This is a genomic window from Rhodanobacter thiooxydans LCS2 (assembly GCF_000264375.1).
Classification (GTDB): Bacteria; Pseudomonadota; Gammaproteobacteria; order Xanthomonadales; family Rhodanobacteraceae; genus Rhodanobacter; species Rhodanobacter thiooxydans.
In genome coordinates this window covers 52,547-71,228 of sequence record NZ_AJXW01000069.1, presented here as the reverse complement: position 1 = coordinate 71,228, position 18,682 = coordinate 52,547, and the positions used below count along the sequence as shown (strand labels likewise).

The window sequence follows — 18,682 nt, the reverse complement described above, 5'->3', positions numbered from 1 at the left end:
GGCCTTCTCTTTGGGTTACTTTTCTCTTGGCCACGCAAGAGAAAAGTAACTCGGCTGCCGCAGGCAGTCGAAAGCTCTTGCTTCCAATGCCTTTCGTTCTGAACAAAGCAAGAGCATCGCGCACAGGTGCGCACTCCGCCGCTGGCGGTTCGCAGATTCATGCGGCAAAGCCGCGCGAGGCTTGCTAGCATCCACCCGACCGGCAAGCGGCCGGTGAGCTTCGACGTAGAAGGAGATGCGCATGAGCGTTCCACCCGAATCCGTCATCCCGCCCCCGCCGAGCGAGCCGCCGATGGCCGGGGCTCCTTCCGCCGAAGAGCGTCAGTGGGCGATGTTCGCGCACTTGTCCGCGCTGGTCGGCGTGATCATTCCATTAGGCAGCATCATTGGCCCGCTGGTGATCTGGCTGATCAAGAAGGACACCATGCCGTTCGTCAACGACCAGGGCAAGGAGGCGCTGAACTTCAACATCACGGTGGGCATTGCCGCCATCGTGAGCTGGATCCTATGTTTCATCCTGATCGGCTTCCTGCTGCTGGCGGTGCTGGCGGTCGGCTGGGTGGTGTTCGTGATCATCGCCACGATCAAGGCGAACGAGGGCACCACCTATCGCTACCCGTTCACGCTGCGACTGGTCAACTGAAGCAGGCGAGCGATGCATGAGACGAGGGCGGCACAAGCCGCCCTTTTTCATGGCGTGCGTTGCGTTCAGTAGCGGCGGTGGGCAGCGTATCGCGCCAGTTCTTCCAGCAGCACCGCGCGATCGCCCAACGGCGCGAACGCGGCCAGCGCGGTGTCGGTGAGTTCGGCCAGCCGGGCGCGCGAGGCGTCGAGGCCGATGATCGAGGGGAAGGTGGGCTTGGCGGCGGCGGCGTCCTTGCCGGCGGTCTTGCCGATCACCGCCGATTCGCCTTCCACGTCGAGGATGTCGTCGCGCACCTGGAAGGCCAGGCCGACCGCGTGGGCGTAGCGATCCAGCGCCTGCAGCGTGCCTTCGTCGGTACCGGCGGCGAGTGCGCCCAGTTGCACCGAGGCGCGAATCAGCGCGCCGGTCTTGCAGGCGTGCATGTGCTCCAGTTCGCCCAGGGTGAGCGTCTGACCGACCGCCGCCAGGTCCAGTGCCTGGCCGCCGGCCATGCCCTCGGCGCCGCAGGCATGGCCCAGCGCGCGCAGCATGGCGATGCCGGTGGCGGCGTCGGTGCGTCGCGCAGCATCCTCGGCGAGGATGCCGAATGCCAGCGCCTGCAGCGCGTCGCCGGCGAGGATCGCCATCGCCTCGCCGAACACGACATGGCAGGTCGGGCGGCCGCGGCGCAGTGCATCGTCGTCCATCGCCGGCAGGTCGTCGTGCACCAGCGAATAGGCGTGGATCAGCTCCACCGCGCAGGCGGCGGCATCCAGTTGCGGCCCGTCTTCGCCCAGGGCGTGCGCGGTGGCGTAGACCAGCAGCGGGCGCAGCCGCTTGCCGCCGCCGAGCACAGCGTAGCGCATCGCGCGATGCAGTTCGGTGGGGGATTGCCCGGCTGGCGGCAGATGGCGATCGAGTGCCTGTTCGGCGCGCTCGATCAGCGACTGCAGCGCGGGACCAAGCTCAGAGTTCGGGTTCAAACGGTTCGGCGCTGTCGGGGGCTTCGGGGTCGAGCAGCAGGCGCACGCGCAGTTCGGCCTGCTCCAGCGACTGCTGGCAATGGCGGAACAGGCCGATGCCGCGCTCGAACGAGGCCAGCGATTCGTCCAGGCTCATTTCGCCGGTTTCCATCCTCGCGACCAGTTGTTCCAGCTCGTCGAGGGAGTGTTCGAAATCGGCGACGGGTGGGGTCTTGCCGGGGGCGGAAAGGGTCTTGGCCATGGCCGGCAACGCTAGCGCAGCGGCCGTCCGGAATCAATCTGCGCGGGCCGCGGAATGCGGTGGGCGTGACCTGGATCAGCGCCCCGCGCGCCAGCGCGGCAGCGCGCCGGCCAGGCGGAAAATCGCCGCGCCCCGCGCGCTGGCCCAGCGGTCGGCCACCGCGACCAGTTCGTCGCCGGCGTACAACAGCGGGCAGGCGTGGCGCTGCCACGGCGGCAGCTGTGACTGCTGGAACAGGTCGCGCAGCTCGCGCGTATGCGCGTCGCCCGCGGGCTTGATGCGTTCGCCGCCGCGGCGCAGGCGCACCTGCAGCGGTTCGGCGAGGCGGCCGCCTTCGCGTGTCAGCGCGAGCTCGCCGCCATCGGGCAGCGCCAGCGGTTCGCCGCGCCAGGGCGCCTGCCAGCCGGCGTCGATGGCGCCTGCCGGCGGCGGCAAGGCCCACAGCCGGCCCTTCCAGATATGCAGTTCGGCATCGGCCCAGCGGATGCATGGCAACTGGCCAGCACGCGCGCCGCACTGGCGCTCGATCTGCCGGCGCTGGGCGGTGCTGGGTGCGGGCAGGCCTTGCCGGTGCAGCCAGTGATCGAGCAGCGGCTCGCGCAGCGCCGGCAGCAGCGCCAGCCAGCCGGCGGCATCGAGGCTGCGACTGGCCGGGTCGTGCAGGGCGTCGAACGCGGCCAGCCATTGCAGGCGCAGCGCATCGGCAGCAGCGCGGCAGAGCGCGGCGCTGTGCAGGATCGAATCCGCCGCCTGTGGCCAGCCTCGCGCCAGCCGCGGCAGGATCTCGTGGCGCAGACGGTTGCGCGCCAGCGAGGTATCGGCGTTGGAGGGGTCGTCGATGACATCCAGCCGTTGCGCCTCGACGTAGTCGCGCAGCTGCTGCCGCGACAACGTCAGCAGCGGCCGCCACAGCTGGCTGCGGCCGAACGGGCGCAGCGTACGCATGCCGCCGAGCCCTTCCGGGCCGGCGCCGCGCAGCAGCTTCAGCAGTACGGTCTCGACCTGGTCGTCGCGGTGGTGGCCGAGCAGCAGGTATTCGTCGTCGCGCAGCTGCGCGGCCAGTGCGGCGTGGCGCGCATGGCGCGCGGCCGCTTCCAGGCCGATGCCGGCGCCTCGTTCGACCTGCACGCGCAACACTTCGCACGGCAACCCCAGCGCAGCGCAGAAGTGCCGGCAATGCTCCGCCCAGGCGGCGCTGTCGGGGTGCAGGCCGTGGTCGACGTGCAACGCGCGCAGGCCGCGCCTGCGCGCTTCGGGTAATTGCGTCAGCGCGTGCAGCAGGGCGGTGGAATCCGGGCCGCCGCTGAAGGCAACGCACAGCGCGGCCGGCGGCATGGCCGCGAGGGAGGCCCGCAGATGCGCTTGCAGCGGGTTGCTCACTTCTTGCTGTCGCGCGGCCGGACGTAGAGATGCTTGCCATTGCCGATCTGGCGTTCCTCGGTCTCGAACAAGCCGATGCCCTTGATCAGGCCGCTGAGCTTGGCGTAGCCATAATTGCGCGAGTCGAAGTCGGGCGACTGCTTGCTGATGATGTTGCCGATGGTGCCGAGGCTGGCCCAGCCGGTGTCGTCCGACGCTGCCTCCAGCGCGCCGCGCAGCAGGTTCATCAGGCGCGTGTCGCCGCGCAGTTCCTTCGCCGAGCGCGGTTTCGGCGCCGCCGCGGTCTCCGCCTCGGCGGTGCCGGCCAGCACCTCGGTGTAGATGAACTTGTCGCAGGCGGTGCGGAACGGTTCGGGCGTCTTCTTCTCGCCGAAGCCGTACACGGTCTGGCCCGATTCGCGGATGCGTGAGGCGAGCCGGGTGAAGTCGCTGTCGCTGGAGACGATGCAGAAGCCGTCGAAGCGCCCGGCGTAGAGCAGGTCCATCGCGTCGATGATCATTGCCGAGTCGGTGGCGTTCTTGCCGACGGTGTAGCGGAATTGCTGGATCGGCTGGATCGAGTGGCGCAGCAGCACTTCCTTCCACCCGTTGAGGTCGGGTTTGGTCCAATCGCCATAGATGCGCTTGACGTGCGCTGTGCCGTACTTGGCTACCTCGGCGAGCAGGCCCTCAACGATCGCTGGGCGGGCGTTGTCGGCGTCGATCAGTACGGCGAGCTTGTCGTGGGCCATGGCGCGATATCCGTCGGAAGGGATGGACGGATGGTAACGCCTGGCCGCGCACCTGTTGTTGCCGTAGAAGCCCGCTTGCGAGCGATGCTTTGAAGGCCGGGATTCGGAAAGCATCGCGCGCGAGCGGCCTCCTGCGGCGGCGGCACGTTATTCCTGATAAGCCCCGTAACTGCGCAGGCGCTTGTAGCGCTGTTCGAGCAGGTCGGTTACCGGCATGGCCTGCAGTTCGTCGAGCTGGTTCAGCAGCACCGCCTTCAGGCGGATCGCCATCGAGCGCGGGTTACGGTGGGCGCCCCCGAGCGGCTCGCGCACCAGCTTGTCGACCAGGCCCAGTTCCAGCAGGCGCGGCGCGGTCATTCCCAGCGCCTCGGCGGCGTCCTTCACCTTGTCGGCGCTCTTCCACAGGATCGAGGCGCAGCCTTCGGGCGAGATCACCGAGTAGGTCGAGTACTGCAGCATATTGGTGCGGTCGCCCACGCCGATGGCCAGCGCGCCGCCGGAGCCGCCCTCGCCGATCACCGTGCACACGATCGGTACCTTCAGTTCGGCCATCTCCAGCAGGTTGCGCGCGATCGCCTCGCTCTGGCCGCGCTCTTCGGCACCCACGCCGGGGTAGGCGCCGGGGGTATCGATCAGGGTCAGCAGCGGCAGGCCGAAGCGCTCGGCCATCTTCATCAGGCGCAGCGCCTTGCGGTAGCCCTCGGGACGCGGCATGCCGAAGTTGCGGCGCACCTTGTCCTTGGTGTTGCGCCCTTTCTGGTGGCCGATGATCATTACCGGCCGGCCGTTGATGCGACCCAGGCCGCCGACGATGGCGGCGTCGTCCGCGTACATGCGGTCGCCGGCCAGCTCGTGGAACTCCTCGCAGATCACGCCGATGTAGTCGAGCGTGTACGGCCGCGCCGGGTGGCGCGAGAGCTGGGTGGTCTGCCACGAGTTGAGGTTGCGGAAGATCTCCGCAGTCTTGACCTTCAGCTTCTCGCGCAGGCGGCCGACCTCCTCGTCGATGTTGAACGCCTGGCCGCTGCTGGCATGGCGAAGCTCTTCGATCTTCGCGTCCAGTTCGGCAATCGGTTGTTCGAAATCGAGGAAGTTGGGGTTCATTCGTTGCTTTTCATGGCACGGAAGCGGCCCAGTATACCGTTCCGCTGGAAACCGCGAGAACGCCGCCGTATGGGCCGTGACGGAGTCGACAGCTGCCTGCCGCGGGCCGGCGGTTGCGCTATCGTCCGCCCATCAGACATCGCTGCCGGATCGTCGCCATGCCCAGCAAGCCCATCGACAACGCGAAACTCGACCGCATCGTGGCCGAGGCGCGACGCACCGCCGAACAGCGCGAGCTGGGCTACCGCGAGCGTGCGTTGAAGATGTACCCGTGGGTGTGCGGCCGCTGCGCGCGCGAGTTCACCCGCGCGAACCTGCAGGAACTGACCGTGCACCATCGCAACCACGACCACGATTTCAACCCGCCGGACGGCAGCAACTGGGAGTTGCTGTGCGTGTATTGCCACGACAACGAGCACGCGCGGTACATCGACCATGTGCGCGGCGGGGTGGTGGCGGTGGATGATGCGCCGCCGGCGACCGGCAACCCCTTCGCCGACCTGAAGGCGATGTTGGAGCGGGGCAGGAAGTGAGCCGGTTGCCACGGCTGGCCTCGTAGGGCGGGCAGTGCCCGCCGCTCTTGCATCACCTCGCAGCAAAAACCGGTGGGCAATGCCCGCCCTACGAGGCCGCTGCGCGGGGGAAGGAGTCGAGCGGCTCAATCCTGCTGCTTGACGATGCGCAGGCGCGCGGCCTTCACGCCGGGCAGGGCGCGCACGGCGCGCAGCAGGTCGGGGATGGCGTCCACCCGCCAGGCCTCGCCCAGCTCGAAGTCGGCCTGGGCGTGGCGGTTGCGGTAGCCATGCAGGGTCACGCTGGTGCGGCCGCCGCGGTAGCCGGCCAGTGCGTGCTGCAATTGTTCGACGAAACCCGGGCCGATGCCGTTCAACTTCAGCTGCAGCAATCGCGCGTGGCGGCGGCAGGCGTCGGCCAGCGAGCAGGCGCTGCGCGCGCGCAGCTGGAAGCCGCCGCCGGAGAACTCGTCGATGCGCAGGCCGCCGTCCACCACCAGCATCTCGTCGCGGGTCAGCAGCGGCGCGATCTGCTGGTACAGCTCGCCGAAGAAGCTCACCTCGATGATGCCGCTGCCGTCCTCCAGCCGCACGAAGGCGTCGCTGTCGCCGCGTTTGCGTACGGCAGTGACCATGCCGGCGACGGTCCACGGCGTATCGGGGCCACGGCGGAAACGGTTATTGTCGCCGTCGTCGTTCTTGCGTGGCTTCGGCGGCTGGTAGCGGTCGGCGATCTCGCCGAGCGGGCAGGTAGAGAGCTGCGCCAGCTCTTCCTTCCACGGATCGGTGGGATGGCCGGACAGGTAATGGCCCAGGGTGTCGCGCTCGCCCTGCAGCTTCTGCTCCAGCGGCCATTCCGGCACGGTGGGCAGCTCGATCTTCAGCACCGGGGTAGCGTTGCCCATGGCCGCGCCGAACATGTCGTTCTGGCCGGACTGGCGGTCGCGCAGGTGCTGCTCGGCGGCCTTGATCGCGTCGGGCAGCTGCAGCATCAGGCTGGCGCGGTTGGCGGCGAGCGCATCCAGCGCGCCAGACAGGACCAGCGCTTCCAGCACGCGGCGGTTGAGCTTGGTGGGGTCCACGCGGCGGCAGAAATCGGCCAGATCGGTGTAACGGCCGCGCGTGCGCTCGGCCACGATCGCCTCGCACGCGCCCTGGCCGACGCCCTTGATCGCGCCGAGGCCGTACTGGATGACCTTCGGTTCCACTGCCACGAACATGTACTCGGACGCGTTGACGTCCGGCGGCTGCACGGCGATGCCGATCGCGCGCGACTCGTCGAGGAAGGTCACCACCTTGTCGGTGTTGTCCATGTCCGAGGAGATCGTGGCGGCCATGAACTCGGCCGGGTAGTGCGCCTTCAGCCAGGCGGTCTGGTAACTCACCAGCGCATAGGCGGCCGCGTGCGACTTGTTGAAGCCGTAGCCGGCGAACTTCTCCATCAGGTCGAAGATCGCGTCGGCCTTCTCGCCGGAGAGCCCGTCCTTCGCCGCGCCCTCGCGGAACTTGGCGCGTTCCTTGGCCATCTCCTCGAGTTTCTTCTTGCCCATCGCGCGGCGCAGCAGGTCGGCGCCGCCGAGCGAGTAGCCGCCCACGATCTGCGCCATCTGCATCACCTGCTCCTGGTAGACCATGATGCCGTAGGTCTCTTTCAGGATCGGCTCGACGCGCGGGTCGGGGTATTCCACCTCCTCGCGGCCGTGCTTGCGCGCGACGAAGCTGGGGATCAGGTCCATTGGGCCGGGGCGGTACAGCGCCACCAGCGCGATGATGTCCTCGAAGCGGTCAGGCTTGGCGTCCTTCAGCATGCGCTGCATGCCGGAGGATTCGAGCTGGAACACGGCGACGGTCTGCGCCTTCTTCAGCAATTCGTACGGCGCCGGGTCGTCCAGCGGCAGCGTCGAGATGTCCAGCGGCGCTTCGCCGGTTTTTGCGCGGCGTGCGTTGATCGCCTTGACCGCCCAGTCGATGATGGTCAGCGTGCGCAGGCCGAGGAAGTCGAACTTGACCAGGCCGACCGCTTCCACGTCGTCCTTGTCGTACTGGGTCACCACGCCGCCGCCGCCGGCTTCGCAGTACAGCGGGGCGAAGTCGGTCAGCGGGGTCGGCGCGATCACCACGCCGCCGGCGTGCTTGCCGGCGTTGCGGGTGAGGTTTTCGAGCTTGAGCGCCAGGTCGATCAGCGCGTGGGCGTCCTCGTCCTGCTCGTACGCTTCGCAGAATTCCCTGACGACGCGATCGGGTTCCTTCTTCGACTTCTCCGAGCGGCCCAGCGCGTCGGACAAGGTAAGGTCGAGCGGCCGCGGCGGCACCATCTTCGCCAGCTTGTCGACCTGGCCGTAACCCATGCCGAGCACGCGGCCGGAATCGCGCAGCACCGCCTTGGCCGCCATCGAGCCGTAGGTGATGATCTGGCTGACGCGGTCGCGGCCGTACTTGCGCGCGACGTAGTCGATCACCTCGTCGCGGCGGTCCATGCAGAAGTCGATATCGAAGTCGGGCATCGACACGCGTTCGGGGTTGAGGAAGCGCTCGAACAGCAGGTTGAACTGCAGCGGGTCCAGGTCGGTGATCTTCAGCGCCCAGGCCACCAGCGAGCCGGCGCCGGAACCGCGGCCGGGGCCGACCGGGATGCCGTTCTGTTTGCCCCAGTTGATAAAGTCCGCCACGATCAGGAAGTAGCCCGGAAAGCCCATCTTGACGATGACGTCCAGCTCGCGCTCCAGCCGCGCTTCGTAGTCGGCCAGCGTGTGGTCGGCGGCCAGCGGCGCGTTGGCCAGGCGCTCCTTCAGGCCTTGCCGTGCCAGTCCGCGGATGTGGCTGTCGAGGTCGTGGCCCGCGGGCACCGGGAAATCGGGCAGGTAGTACTTGCCGAACTTCAGTTCCAGGGTGCAGCGTTTCGCCAGTTCGACGGTGTTTTCCAGCGCCTCGGGGATGTCCGCGAACAGCGCCGCCATCTCGTCGGGCGTCTTCAGGTATTGCTGGTTGCTGTAGTCGCGAGGGCGCTTGGGGTCGGCCAGCACGCGGCCCTGCTGGATGCACACGCGCGCCTCGTGCGCGCCGAAGTCGTCCTGGGTGAGGAAGCGCACGTCGTTGCTGGCCAGCACCGGCAGGCCGAGTTCGGCAGCCAGCGCCAGCGCGGCGGTGTTCCAGTTTTCCTCGCCCTCGCGGCCGCAGCGGGTCAGCTCCAGGTACAGCCGCTCGGGGAACAGCCGCGCCAGCGGGCGCAGCCTGGCCAGCGCCGCCTCGACGCCCTGGTTCAGCGCGATGCGGCCGACTTCGCTTTCGCGGCCGAGCAAGGCAATCAGCCCGCTGCTGGCGCCGGCGTTGAGCCAGCCGGCCTCGACCAGCGCACGGCCGCCGTGCTGGCCTTCCTGCCACGCGCGCGAGACCAGCCGCGACAAATTGAGATAGCCCTCGCGGTGCTGGCACAGCAGGGTGAGCCGCCATGGGCGGGGGTCGTCCGCTGGGCTGATCCACAGGTCGCAGCCGCCGATCGGCTTGATGCCGGCGGCGCTGCAGGCCTTGTAGAACTTCACCAGCGCGAACATGTTGCTGTCGTCGGTCAGCGCCACCGCGGGGATGCCGTCGCGCACGCAGGCGGCGACCAGCGCCTTGATGCGGATGGTCGAGTCGACCAGCGAGTATTCGCTGTGCAGGTGCAGGTGGGTATAGCGGACGGTCATGCGTTTTTGCGCGGTGAGTCTCCGCAGGCTACCCGGCACCTTGCCCAGCGGCAAGATTGACTTCCGTGCGGTTTGCGCGAAGCGCGGCGGCGCCTCGCCGCAGCTTGCCGCTCAACCCGACGCGACGGCCACCGCCGGCGGTGCCGGCTCGGCCAGCAGTGCGTTGATCTCGGCGACCAGGCTGTCCAGCATGTCTTCGCCATAGCCCACGTGCACATGGGCCACGGTGCCGTCGCGATGCAGCATCACCATGACCGGAATGCCCTTGTCGGTGCCGTACGGTTTGCCGAGGGTGCCGTCGCGGTCCCAGGTCATCAGCAAGCCGGGCAGGCGCGGGCGCAGGGCACGAACGGTCCGCACGTAGGTCTGCCGGTCTTCTTCGTGATTGATGGTGACCACCTGTAGGGGCAGGCCACGCTCGGTGGCCAGCGTCTGCAGACCCGCCAGTATCGGCAGTTCCTTCATGCAGTAGCCGCACCAGGTGGCCCAAAAGCTGACCACCACCACCTTGCCGTGCAGCGACGAGACGCTCACCGTCTTGCCGTCCTGGGTCGTGCCCAGCGCGTCTGGCGGCGCATCTCCCGGTTGCACGCCGGCATGCGCGGCCAGGCAGAACAGCAGTCCGAACAGTGCGATGCCGAGGCGACGCATGTCTTCCCTCTCCCTGTGGTATGCCGCCAGCGTAGCGGCATGCCCGGGGTAGGGGAAGCAGCGCACCTCAGCGGACGCGGAAGCGTTCGCCATCCTCGCCGGCGGGCAACAGGTAGTGCTCCAGACTGTCCACCACCAGCCGGCGGAGGTTGTAGTCGGCGTGCAGCGGCGGCGTCTCGTCGACGTCGTCGGCTGCGGCCTGGAGCGACTCGGGCACGGCCATGCTGGCCGGCACTGGTGGAGCGGATGGACGGATGGACGGATGCATCATGGCACGACTCCTGCGATCTGCATGGTGCGTCGAGGCACCTGTAGCAGCAGTGGCCGGGTCGACCTGGGCTGGACGGCGCCGCTGCTGCGGACGCGTCCGTGCGGGTGGCGCTCCCTGATGCGAATGATGCGCCCGATCGGAAGAAAGTTGCATAGACCGATGGCCTATGGCGGCCCCTTTCGTGGGCGCACGATCAGCCGACGGCGCGGCGATCAGAACAGTTGTCCCTGGTCCAGCAGCAGGCGTACCGGCGCAAAGCTGCGGCGGTGCTGCGCGCACGGTCCGAGCCGCTGCAGTGCGGCCAGATGCGCCGGGGTGGAATAGCCCTTGTGCGCGGCGAAGCCGTAGCCGGGGTACTCGCCATCGAGCGCCACCATCACGCGGTCGCGGCTGACCTTGGCCAGGATCGAGGCCGCGCTGATCGCCGGTTCCAGCGCATCGCCGCCGACGATCGCGCGGGCCGGGCAGGGCAGGTCCTTCGGCAGCTGGTTGCCGTCGATCAGCGCCTCGTGGGCCACTGGCATCAGGCCAGTCAGCGCGCGGCTCATGCCGGCCATGGTGGCCTGGAAGATGTTGATGCGGTCGATCTCCTCGCGCTCGATCAGCACGATGCAATACGCCAGCGCACGCTCGATGATCAGCGGATACAGCGCTTCGCGTTTCGCTTCGCTGAGCTGCTTGGAATCGTTCAGCCCGATGACCGGGCGGGCAGCGTCGAGGATCACCGCGGCCACCGCCAGCGGGCCAGCCAGCGGGCCACGGCCGGCTTCGTCGACGCCGGCGACGAGGATGCTTCCCGCGTCCGTCCGCCGCCCGCCCCGGGCTGGTGGTTCGGGCCAGAGGACGCGGGCAGGCTGCTCATCCATCGCGACGCTCCGCGTCGATCAGCTCGGCGATCGCTGCCGCCGCGCGCTCCCCCGCGTGGCCCTGCAGGCCGCCGCGCAGGGCCTGGTGCAACTGCTCGAACGCGGCCACGATCATGCCGCGCCGCTCGCTGTCCCTGAACAGGTCGAGCGTGGCGGCGGCCAGCCGGTCGGCGGTGCAGTCGTCCTGCATCAGCTCGGGCACCAGCAGCGCGTCGCCGAGGCCGCAGGCGCGGGCCAGGATGTTCGGCAGCGCGTAGACGTCGGTCTTCAGCATTTTCAGCGCGCGGGCGATGCGGTAACTCAGTGGCGCCACACGGTAGCCCACCACCATCGGCCGCTTGGCCAGCATCGCCTCCAGCGTGGCAGTGCCGGAAGCCAGCAGCACCACGTCGGCGGCCAGCATCGCCTCGTGCGCGTGGCCATCCAGCAGCAGCGGCGCGCTTTCGTCGTGCGGCCCGTCGGCGAGCAGTTTGCCGAGACGGGCGCGCACCTGCGGGTTGGCGGCCGGGATCACCACGCGCAGCCCGGGCAACGCGGCGGCCACCCGCTGCGCCGCGTCGATGAAGACCCCGCCCAGTCGATCGACCTCGGACAGCCGGCTGCCGGGCAACACCGCCAGCACCGGCGCCTGCTGCGGCAGCTGCAGGGTGTCGCGCGCGCCGACGCGGTCGGAGACCAGCGCGAAACGATCGGCCAGCGGATGGCCGACGAAGCGCGCATCGACGCCGTGCTTCGCATAGATCGGCGGTTCCATCGGAAACAGGCACAGCACACGGCTGGCGCTGCGGCCGATCTTCTCCGCGCGCTGCTCGCGCCAGGCCCAGACCGACGGACTGACGTAATGCACGGTGAGCAGGCCGGCCTGCTTCAGGCGCTGTTCCACGCCGAGGTTGAAGTCCGGCGCGTCGATACCGACCACCACGGCCGGCCGCTCCTTGAGCAGTCGTGCGACCAGCGCCCTGCGCAGCCGCAGCAGGCGGGGCAGGTGGCGGATCACCTCGCTGAAGCCGAACAGCGACAGCTCGCGGATGTCGTACCAGGAGTCGAAGCCCTCGCGCTGCATGCGGGCGCCGCCGATGCCGACGAAACGCGCCTGCGGGTAGCGCTGGCGCAGCGCCGCGATCAGGTCGGCGCCGAGCTGGTCGCCGGAGTCTTCGCCGGCGAGGATGGCGATCAGCGGGGATGCGGGGTGCGGGTGGTCAGTCATGCCGGAAGCATAAGCCAGAGCGCGTGCCTGATTGCCCGATAAGCGAAACGCTTATCGGGCGAGCGCCCGCTCGCTCTGGTCGAGGAAATCCAGCATCGCCCGCACGTCGTCGCTCGCGCGCGCCTGCTCGGCCAGCTTCTCGCGTGCCTCGGGCAGCGACAGACCGGCCATGTACAGCGTGCGGTAGGCGCGTTTGATCGCCGCGATGCGGGTGGCGTCGAAGCCGCGGCGCTTCAGGCCCTCGCTGTTGATGCCGCGCGGACGGCCCTGCTGCTCGTTCGCCATCGTCACGAACGGCGGCACGTCGTGGCCGACCAGGCAGCCCATGCCGATGAAGGCGTGCGCGCCGACCTTGCAGAACTGGTGCACGCCGGAATAGCCGGACAGGATGGTCCAGTCGCCGATGGTGACGTGCCCGGCCAGGGCGGAATAGTTGGAGAACACCACGTTGTTGCCGATCTGGCAGTCATGCGCGATGTGCACGTAGGCGAGCACCCAGTTGTCGTCGCCGATGCGGGTGACGCCGCCGCCGTGGCCGGTGCCGCGGTTGAGGGTGGCGAATTCGCGGATCAGGTTGCGGTCGCCGATCACCAGCTCGGTGCGCTCGCCCTGCCACTTCTTGTCCTGCGGCGCGCCGCCGAGCGAGGCGAACTGGGTGATGCGGTTGTCGCGGCCGATCCGGGTGGGGCCCTCGATCACCACATGCGGGCCGACCACCGTGCCGTCGCCGATCTCGACTTCGGCGCCGATCACGCTGTAGGCGCCGATGCTGACGTTGCTGCCGATGACGGCGGAGGAGTCGACCGACGCAGTGGGATGGATCATTTCCCGGCCCTCGCGGCGCACATCAGTTCGCAGCTGGCCACTTCCTTGCCGTCGACCAGGCTGCGCGCGGCGAACAGGCCCATGCCGCGCATCAGGCGCTTCTGGTGGACCTCGAAGCGCAACTGGTCGCCGGGCACCACCGGCGCGCTGAAGCGCGCGTTGTCCACCTTGACCAGGTAGAACAGCGGGCTGCCCTTGTCGCCCTTGAAGTGCCGGCTCAGCTGGGTCAGCAGGCCGGCGGACTGCGCCATCGCCTCGATGATCAGCACGCCGGGCATCACCGGGTGGCCGGGGAAGTGGCCCTGGAAGAACGGCTCGTTGATGGTCACGTTCTTCAGTGCGACCACGCTGACGTCGGGCACGATCTCGACCACGCGGTCCACCAGCAGGAACGGGTAGCGATGCGGCAGCAGTTCCTGGATCTGCTCCACGTTGATCGGCAATGTCATGAAGTCGCCTTGCTCACTCATTGTTGCTGTCCTTCTCCAGCGCCGACACTCGGCGCGCGTACTCGTCCAGGTGCTTGAAGCGCGCCGCGTTCTTCCGCCACTGGCGGTTGTCCTGCAGCGGCACGCCGGACGAATATTCGCCAGGCTCGCGGATCGAGTGCGTGACCAGGCTCTTGGCGGTAATGGTAACCCGGTCGGCCAGCTCGAGATGGCCGAGCACGCCGGCGTTGCCGCCGATCTGGCACCAGCGGCCGATCTTCGCGCTGCCGGCGACGGCGGCGCAGCCGGCCATCGCGGTGTGCGCGCCGACATGCACGTTGTGGGCGATCTGGATCTGGTTGTCGAGGCGCACGTCCTCCTCCAGCACGGTGTCGTCCAGCGCGCCGCGGTCGATCGTGGTGTTGGCGCCGATCTCGCAGTCGTCGCCGATGCGCACGCCGCCAAGCTGCGGCAGCTTGATCCAGTGGTCAGTGTCGAAGGCCAGCCCGAAGCCATCCGAGCCGATCACCGCACCGGGATGCACCAGCACGCGCTGGCCAAGCGTGACCCGGGTCACCAGGGTGACCCGCGCCACCAGTCGCGATTGCGCACCCACCGTGCAGTCCTCGCCGACGATGCAGTGCGGGCCGAGCACGGCGCCGTCGCCGATCACCACGCCGTCCGCGATCACGCAGCCCGGGCCGATGCTGGCGCTGGCGCTGACCTGCGCGCCGGCGGCGACCACGGCGCTGGGATGGATGCCCGCCGGTGCGGCCGGCAGCCGTTCGAACAGTGCGGCGATCTTCGCGTAGGCAACGTACGGGTCGCGCGCAAGCAGCGCCGTGGTGGGACAGTCGGCAAGGTTCTCTTCGCGCAGCACCACCACGCCGGCGCGCGTGGCGGCCAGCTGGGCCGCGTACTTGCTGTTGGAGAGGAAGCTCAGCTGACCGGGGCCGGCGCCGGCCAGAGTGCCGACGCCGTCGATGAGCCGTGCGCCGTCGCCGCTGAGACCGAGGCCGAACCGCTCGGCCAGCTCGGTCACCGTGTAGTTGATTGCGCTCATGGGTGGCTCCGGAACCTGCGGCCATTGTAGGGGGTGGCGTCCCCGGCTGCAGTGCGCCGCGGCGGCAAACGAAAGCGCGGCGTGGCCGCGCTTTCGTTCGGCCCCTGGCCGGGTCAGCTCAGAACTGGCTGCCGAAAGTGAACTGGATGCGCTCCTCGTAGTGGCGATCGGCGGCCTTCGAGCGCAGCGGCATGGCGAAGCTGATGATCAGCGGGCCGATCGGCGCCTGCCATTGCAGCGACAGGCCGGTGGAGGCGCGCAGCTCGCTGGCGTCGAAGCTCTTGTAGTCCTTGTAGACATTGCCGACATCCATGAACCAGGACACGCGCGCAGTGTTGACGTCCTTCAGGAACGGCAGCGGCAGGAACACCTGCGCGGTGCCGAGCACCTTGAACGCGCCGCCGATCGGCTGCGCGTAGTAGGCGCCGCTGTTGCACAAGCCGTTGGCGTCCGGAGCGCTGCCATCGATGCAGACCCGTGGCCCCAGCGTGTTGTCCTGGTAGCCGCGCACGTCGCGCACGCCGCCGGCGTAGTAGTTCTGCCAGAACGGCAGGTCCTGGCGCATGTCGGTGAGGACATGGTTGGGGTTCTGCGCCAGGCTGGCGCTCTTCAGCGCTGCGAGGGCATCGTCGCTGATGCCGTTGCCGCCGTAGGTCTTGCCGTAACCGACCTGGCCATCGAGGTACAGCACGAAGCCCTTGCCGATCGGCCAGTAGTGGTTGATCTCGGTATTGAGCTTCCAGTACTGCACAGTCGAGCCGGGCAGGGCGACGTCGGTCGAGGCGGAGATCAGGCCGCCGCGGGTCGGTGCCCAGTAGCCGTTGCGGGTGTCGTGGTTCCAGCCCAGCGTGCCGGTCCAGGTGTGGATGGTCTTGTTGCCGATCTGGTTCTGGTAGTCGAGCAGCACCTCCGGGCTGTAGCCCTGGTACAGGTTGACCTTGTCGCTGCTGACGCCCAGGCCCACGCGCAAGCCGTCGGTTTCGCTGATCGGGATGCCGAGGTAGGTGGAGAAGCTCTTTGCGCTGGTGGCGTAGTTGGCGAAATCGGTGTTGCCGTAGTCGGTCTTCGAGTACGAGGCGCTGTAGCCGATGCCGATGCCACTGTCGGTCAGGTACGGGTTGTAGTAGTTGAGACCGAGCCGGTCGTAGTAGGTGCTGCGCTCGCCGCTGATCGAGAAGCTGTCGCCGGTGCCGAACAGGTTGTTCTGCGACACCGAGGCATTCAGGATGATGCCGGAATACTGCGAGTAGCCGATGCCGAACTGCATGCTGCCGGCGGACTGCTCCTCGACCTTGACCGTGACGTCCACCTTGTCCTGCGTGCCCGGCACCATCTTCTGGTCGATGTCGACCTTCTTGAAGTAACCCAGCCGCTGCAGGCGGACCTTGGAGCGGTCGATCGCTGCCTGCGAATACCAGGAGCCCTCAAGCTGGCGCATCTCGCGGCGCAGTACGTCGTCCTCGGTGCGCGTGTTGCCCTGGAACACCACCCGACGCACGTACACGCGTTGGCCGGGTTCGACGTACAGGGTCAGGTCGACCGTGCGCTTTTCCTTGTCCAGCTTCGGGATCGGGGTGACCTTGGCGTAGGCGTAGCCGATGTTGGCCAGGATCGCCTTGATCGCCTTGGTGCTGGCTTCGACCGCGGCGCGGTTGAAGGTCTCGCCCGACTTGATGAAGACCAGCTGGCGCATGGTCGCCTCCGGCAGGATCAAGTCGCCGAGCAGCTTGACGTCGGCGACCTTGTAGATCTCGCCTTCCTTGATGCTGGCGTCGATGTACATCGCGCGCTTGTCCGGCGCGATCGCCACCTGAGTGGAGTCGACGCCGAAGTCGGCGTAGCCGCGGTCCATGTAGTAGGACTGCAACTTCTCCAGGTCGCCGGAAAGCTTTTCGCGCGAATACTGGTCGTCCTTCGAATACCACGACATCCAGTTGGTGGTGTCCGACTCGAAACCCTCGCGGATCTGCTTGTTTGTGAACGCATGGGTGCCGAGGATGTTCAGCTCCTTGATCTTGGCCGCCTTGCCCTCGCGGATCTCGATCTCGACGGCGACGCGGTTGCGGTCCAGCCGGGTCACGTGCGGGTCGACCGAGACGTTGTACTTGCCGCGGTTGTAGTACTGCCGGATCAGTTCCTGCTGCACGTTGTCCAGCGCCAGGCGGTCGAAGGTCTCGCCTTCGGTGAGGCCGATCTCCTTCAGGCCCTTCTTCAGGTCGTCGGTCTTGATGTCCTTGTTGCCGCGCAGGGTCAGCTTGGCGATCGACGGCCGCTCGACCACCTTGATCACCAGGATGCTGCCTTCGCGCTCGAACTCCACGTCGCTGAAGAACTTGGTGCGATACAGCGCGCGGATGGCGCGCTGGGCGCCGTCGTTGGTCAGCTGGTCGCCCTTGTTGATAGGCAGGTAGTTGTACACGGTACCGGCCGAGATCCGGCTGAGGCCGTCGATGCGGATGTCCGACACCACGAACGGGTCGAACGCGAACGCATTGGCGGAGAGGGAGGCAAGCAGGATCAGCGCGGCGATACGCTTCATCGTCGATTCCGTTGGTTATTCCGATGGAGCAGCCGGCACGGCCGCCCCGATCAATGCATGAGGCAGGGCCAGGCCCTGCCTCGAAGGTGGATCCGCATGCCACCGCGGCGGTGCTTTGGCGGACGCATCGCCGCGCCGTGCTGCCGCGAACCTGCGTATCGCCGTCATGCTGTGTTCGCCGACCCTCGGCATCACGACAGCAGCATGCGGTGGATATCGTTGTAGAACGCCAGCCCCATCAGGGTGAACAGCAACGCCAGGCCGATGTACTGGCCCACCATCATCGCCTGTTCGCTGACCGGGCTGCCCTTGATCAATTCCACGAGATAATACAGCAGGTGCCCGCCATCCAGGACCGGGATCGGCAGCAGGTTGAGGATCGCCAGGCTCAGCGACACCAGTGCGAGGAACTGCAGGAACCATGGCAGGCCCATGCCGGCCGACGCATTGGCCACCTCGGCAATGCCGATCACGCCGGACAGGTTGCGCGTCGAGGCCTCGCCGGTCAGCATCTTGCCGAGCATGCTGAAGGTCTGCGTGGTGTTGCGCCAGGTGGTAGCGAGCGAGGCGGTCATTGCCTTCAGCGGGCCGTAGCTCACGGTGGCCGCTTCGATCGGTGGCGCGCCGACGCCCAGCACCCACTTCGGCGACTGGCCTTCGAGCGACTCCCACTTGGCGGTGATGTCAAGCCGCAGCGGCTGCCCGTGGCGCTCGATGCCGATCGCCAGCCTCGGCGACTTGGCCGCTGCGGTCTGCACCAGCTTGCCGAACGCGGCGAAGTCGTCCACCGGCTGCCCGTTGACGCTGACGATGCGGTCGCCGCCGCGCATGCCGGCCAACGCGGCCGGCTGGCCGGCCATCACGGTGGCGGCCACCGCCGGCGGCGGCGCCAGCTTCAGGCCGAGCTTGCCCAGGTACTGGCCCACGTCCTGCCCCGGCGGCAGTTCGTCCAGCGGCAACACCAGTTCGCGCTGGTGGCCGTCGGCGCCGCGCACGGTGAGCGGCAGCGGCGCGCGCCCGAGCAGGGCGTTGGCCAGCGCGTCCATCGAGTCGGTCCAGGTGGAGACGTCGCGGCCGTCGATGCTGAGCAGGCGATCGCCCGGCTGGATGCCGGCGCTGGCGGCGATGCTCTGCGGCGTGGCGGTCACCACCGGGGCCACGTCCGGGCGGCCCAGCATGAACATCAGCCAGAACGCGGCGATGGTGAAGATCAGGTTGAAGCCTGGTCCGGCGGCGACGATGGCGATGCGCTGCCATACCGGCTTGCCGGTGAACTCCTGCCCGCGCAGCGCGGGATCGACCTCGCCTTCGCGCGCGTCGAGCATCTTCACGTAGCCGCCCAGCGGGATCGCGGCGATCTGGTACTCGGTGCCGTCGCGGCCGCTGCGCTTCCAGATCGCGTTGCCGAAACCGACCGAGAAGCGCAGCACCTTCACCCCACAGCGGCGCGCGACCCAGTAGTGGCCGAATTCGTGGAAGGTCACCAGCACGCCGAGCGTGACCAGCAACCAGAACACCGAGCCGAAGAAGGCAGTCATCGAATACCGTGGCGAAAAGTCATCAAAGCAAG

17 protein-coding genes are annotated in these 18,682 nt (G+C 68.2%); 2 read left to right on the top strand and 15 right to left on the bottom strand.

Features of this window, described 5'->3' with window-relative positions; all coding sequences use genetic code 11:
- Positions 1 to 241 precede the first annotated feature (241 nt).
- Complete coding sequence (locus UUA_RS13705) at positions 242 to 643, top strand: DUF4870 domain-containing protein (protein ID WP_039954094.1); 402 nt, start codon at positions 242 to 244, stop codon at positions 641 to 643.
- Positions 644 to 708: 65 nt separating this feature from the next.
- On the opposite strand, the gene UUA_RS13700 is transcribed toward UUA_RS13705, so the two are convergent.
- From UUA_RS13700 to UUA_RS13680, 5 genes are all read right to left on the bottom strand, one after another.
- Positions 709 to 1,608 (bottom strand): polyprenyl synthetase family protein, encoded by a 900-nt coding sequence (locus UUA_RS13700; RefSeq protein ID WP_008437873.1) that lies wholly within the window; start codon positions 1,606 to 1,608, stop codon positions 709 to 711.
- Positions 1,592 to 1,849 carry an exodeoxyribonuclease VII small subunit gene (locus tag UUA_RS13695; RefSeq protein WP_039954092.1) on the bottom strand — a complete coding sequence of 86 codons (258 nt, stop codon included), beginning with the start codon at positions 1,847 to 1,849 and terminating at the stop codon, positions 1,592 to 1,594. The genes UUA_RS13700 and UUA_RS13695 overlap by 17 nt, the downstream gene beginning before the upstream one ends.
- Positions 1,850 to 1,924: 75 nt before the next feature.
- Complete coding sequence (gene tilS / locus UUA_RS13690) at positions 1,925 to 3,229, bottom strand: tRNA lysidine(34) synthetase TilS (RefSeq protein ID WP_008437869.1); 1,305 nt, start codon at positions 3,227 to 3,229, stop codon at positions 1,925 to 1,927.
- Positions 3,226 to 3,960, bottom strand: coding sequence for an NYN domain-containing protein (locus UUA_RS13685; protein WP_008437867.1), 735 nt, complete (start codon positions 3,958 to 3,960; stop codon positions 3,226 to 3,228). The genes tilS and UUA_RS13685 overlap by 4 nt, the downstream gene beginning before the upstream one ends.
- A 147-nt stretch (positions 3,961 to 4,107) precedes the next feature.
- Positions 4,108 to 5,064 carry an acetyl-CoA carboxylase carboxyltransferase subunit alpha gene (locus UUA_RS13680; protein WP_008437866.1) on the bottom strand — a complete coding sequence of 319 codons (957 nt, stop codon included), beginning with the start codon at positions 5,062 to 5,064 and terminating at the stop codon, positions 4,108 to 4,110.
- Positions 5,065 to 5,222: 158 nt separating this feature from the next.
- On the opposite strand from UUA_RS13680, the gene UUA_RS13675 reads away from it, so the two are divergent.
- On the top strand, positions 5,223 to 5,597 hold the full coding sequence (locus UUA_RS13675; protein WP_008437865.1) for a YajD family HNH nuclease: 375 nt from the start codon (positions 5,223 to 5,225) through the stop codon (positions 5,595 to 5,597).
- 125 nt (positions 5,598 to 5,722) lie between these two features.
- On the opposite strand, the gene dnaE is transcribed toward UUA_RS13675, so the two are convergent.
- From dnaE to rseP, 10 genes are all read right to left on the bottom strand, one after another.
- On the bottom strand, positions 5,723 to 9,262 hold the full coding sequence (gene dnaE, locus UUA_RS13670) for a DNA polymerase III subunit alpha (RefSeq protein ID WP_008437864.1): 3,540 nt from the start codon (positions 9,260 to 9,262) through the stop codon (positions 5,723 to 5,725).
- A 111-nt stretch (positions 9,263 to 9,373) separates the two neighbouring features.
- The gene (locus tag UUA_RS13665; protein ID WP_008437862.1) at positions 9,374 to 9,913 is read right to left on the bottom strand and encodes a TlpA family protein disulfide reductase; all 540 of its coding nucleotides are present in this window, start codon (positions 9,911 to 9,913) and stop codon (positions 9,374 to 9,376) included.
- 67 nt (positions 9,914 to 9,980) lie between these two features.
- Complete coding sequence (locus UUA_RS13660) at positions 9,981 to 10,184, bottom strand: hypothetical protein (protein WP_008437860.1); 204 nt, start codon at positions 10,182 to 10,184, stop codon at positions 9,981 to 9,983.
- A gap of 212 nt (positions 10,185 to 10,396) precedes the next feature.
- A complete protein-coding gene (gene rnhB / locus UUA_RS13655; RefSeq protein WP_008437858.1) occupies positions 10,397 to 11,050 on the bottom strand; it encodes a ribonuclease HII in 654 nt (217 codons plus the stop codon).
- Positions 11,043 to 12,257, bottom strand: coding sequence for a lipid-A-disaccharide synthase (gene lpxB / locus UUA_RS13650; RefSeq protein ID WP_008437857.1), 1,215 nt, complete (start codon positions 12,255 to 12,257; stop codon positions 11,043 to 11,045). Before lpxB ends, rnhB begins: the two co-directional genes overlap by 8 nt.
- 51 nt (positions 12,258 to 12,308) lie before the next feature.
- Positions 12,309 to 13,082 carry an acyl-ACP--UDP-N-acetylglucosamine O-acyltransferase gene (gene lpxA, locus UUA_RS13645; protein ID WP_039954091.1) on the bottom strand — a complete coding sequence of 258 codons (774 nt, stop codon included), beginning with the start codon at positions 13,080 to 13,082 and terminating at the stop codon, positions 12,309 to 12,311.
- On the bottom strand, positions 13,079 to 13,552 hold the full coding sequence (fabZ, locus tag UUA_RS13640; RefSeq protein ID WP_008437854.1) for a 3-hydroxyacyl-ACP dehydratase FabZ: 474 nt from the start codon (positions 13,550 to 13,552) through the stop codon (positions 13,079 to 13,081). The genes lpxA and fabZ overlap by 4 nt, the downstream gene beginning before the upstream one ends.
- On the bottom strand, positions 13,545 to 14,573 hold the full coding sequence (lpxD, locus tag UUA_RS13635; RefSeq protein WP_008437852.1) for a UDP-3-O-(3-hydroxymyristoyl)glucosamine N-acyltransferase: 1,029 nt from the start codon (positions 14,571 to 14,573) through the stop codon (positions 13,545 to 13,547). The genes fabZ and lpxD overlap by 8 nt, the downstream gene beginning before the upstream one ends.
- Positions 14,574 to 14,691: 118 nt before the next feature.
- Positions 14,692 to 17,112, bottom strand: coding sequence for an outer membrane protein assembly factor BamA (gene bamA / locus UUA_RS13630; RefSeq protein WP_008437850.1), 2,421 nt, complete (start codon positions 17,110 to 17,112; stop codon positions 14,692 to 14,694).
- Positions 17,113 to 17,303: 191 nt separating this feature from the next.
- Entirely contained in the window at positions 17,304 to 18,650 is a 1,347-nt protein-coding gene (gene rseP / locus UUA_RS13625; protein WP_008437849.1) for an RIP metalloprotease RseP, read from the bottom strand.
- Positions 18,651 to 18,682 lie beyond the last annotated feature (32 nt).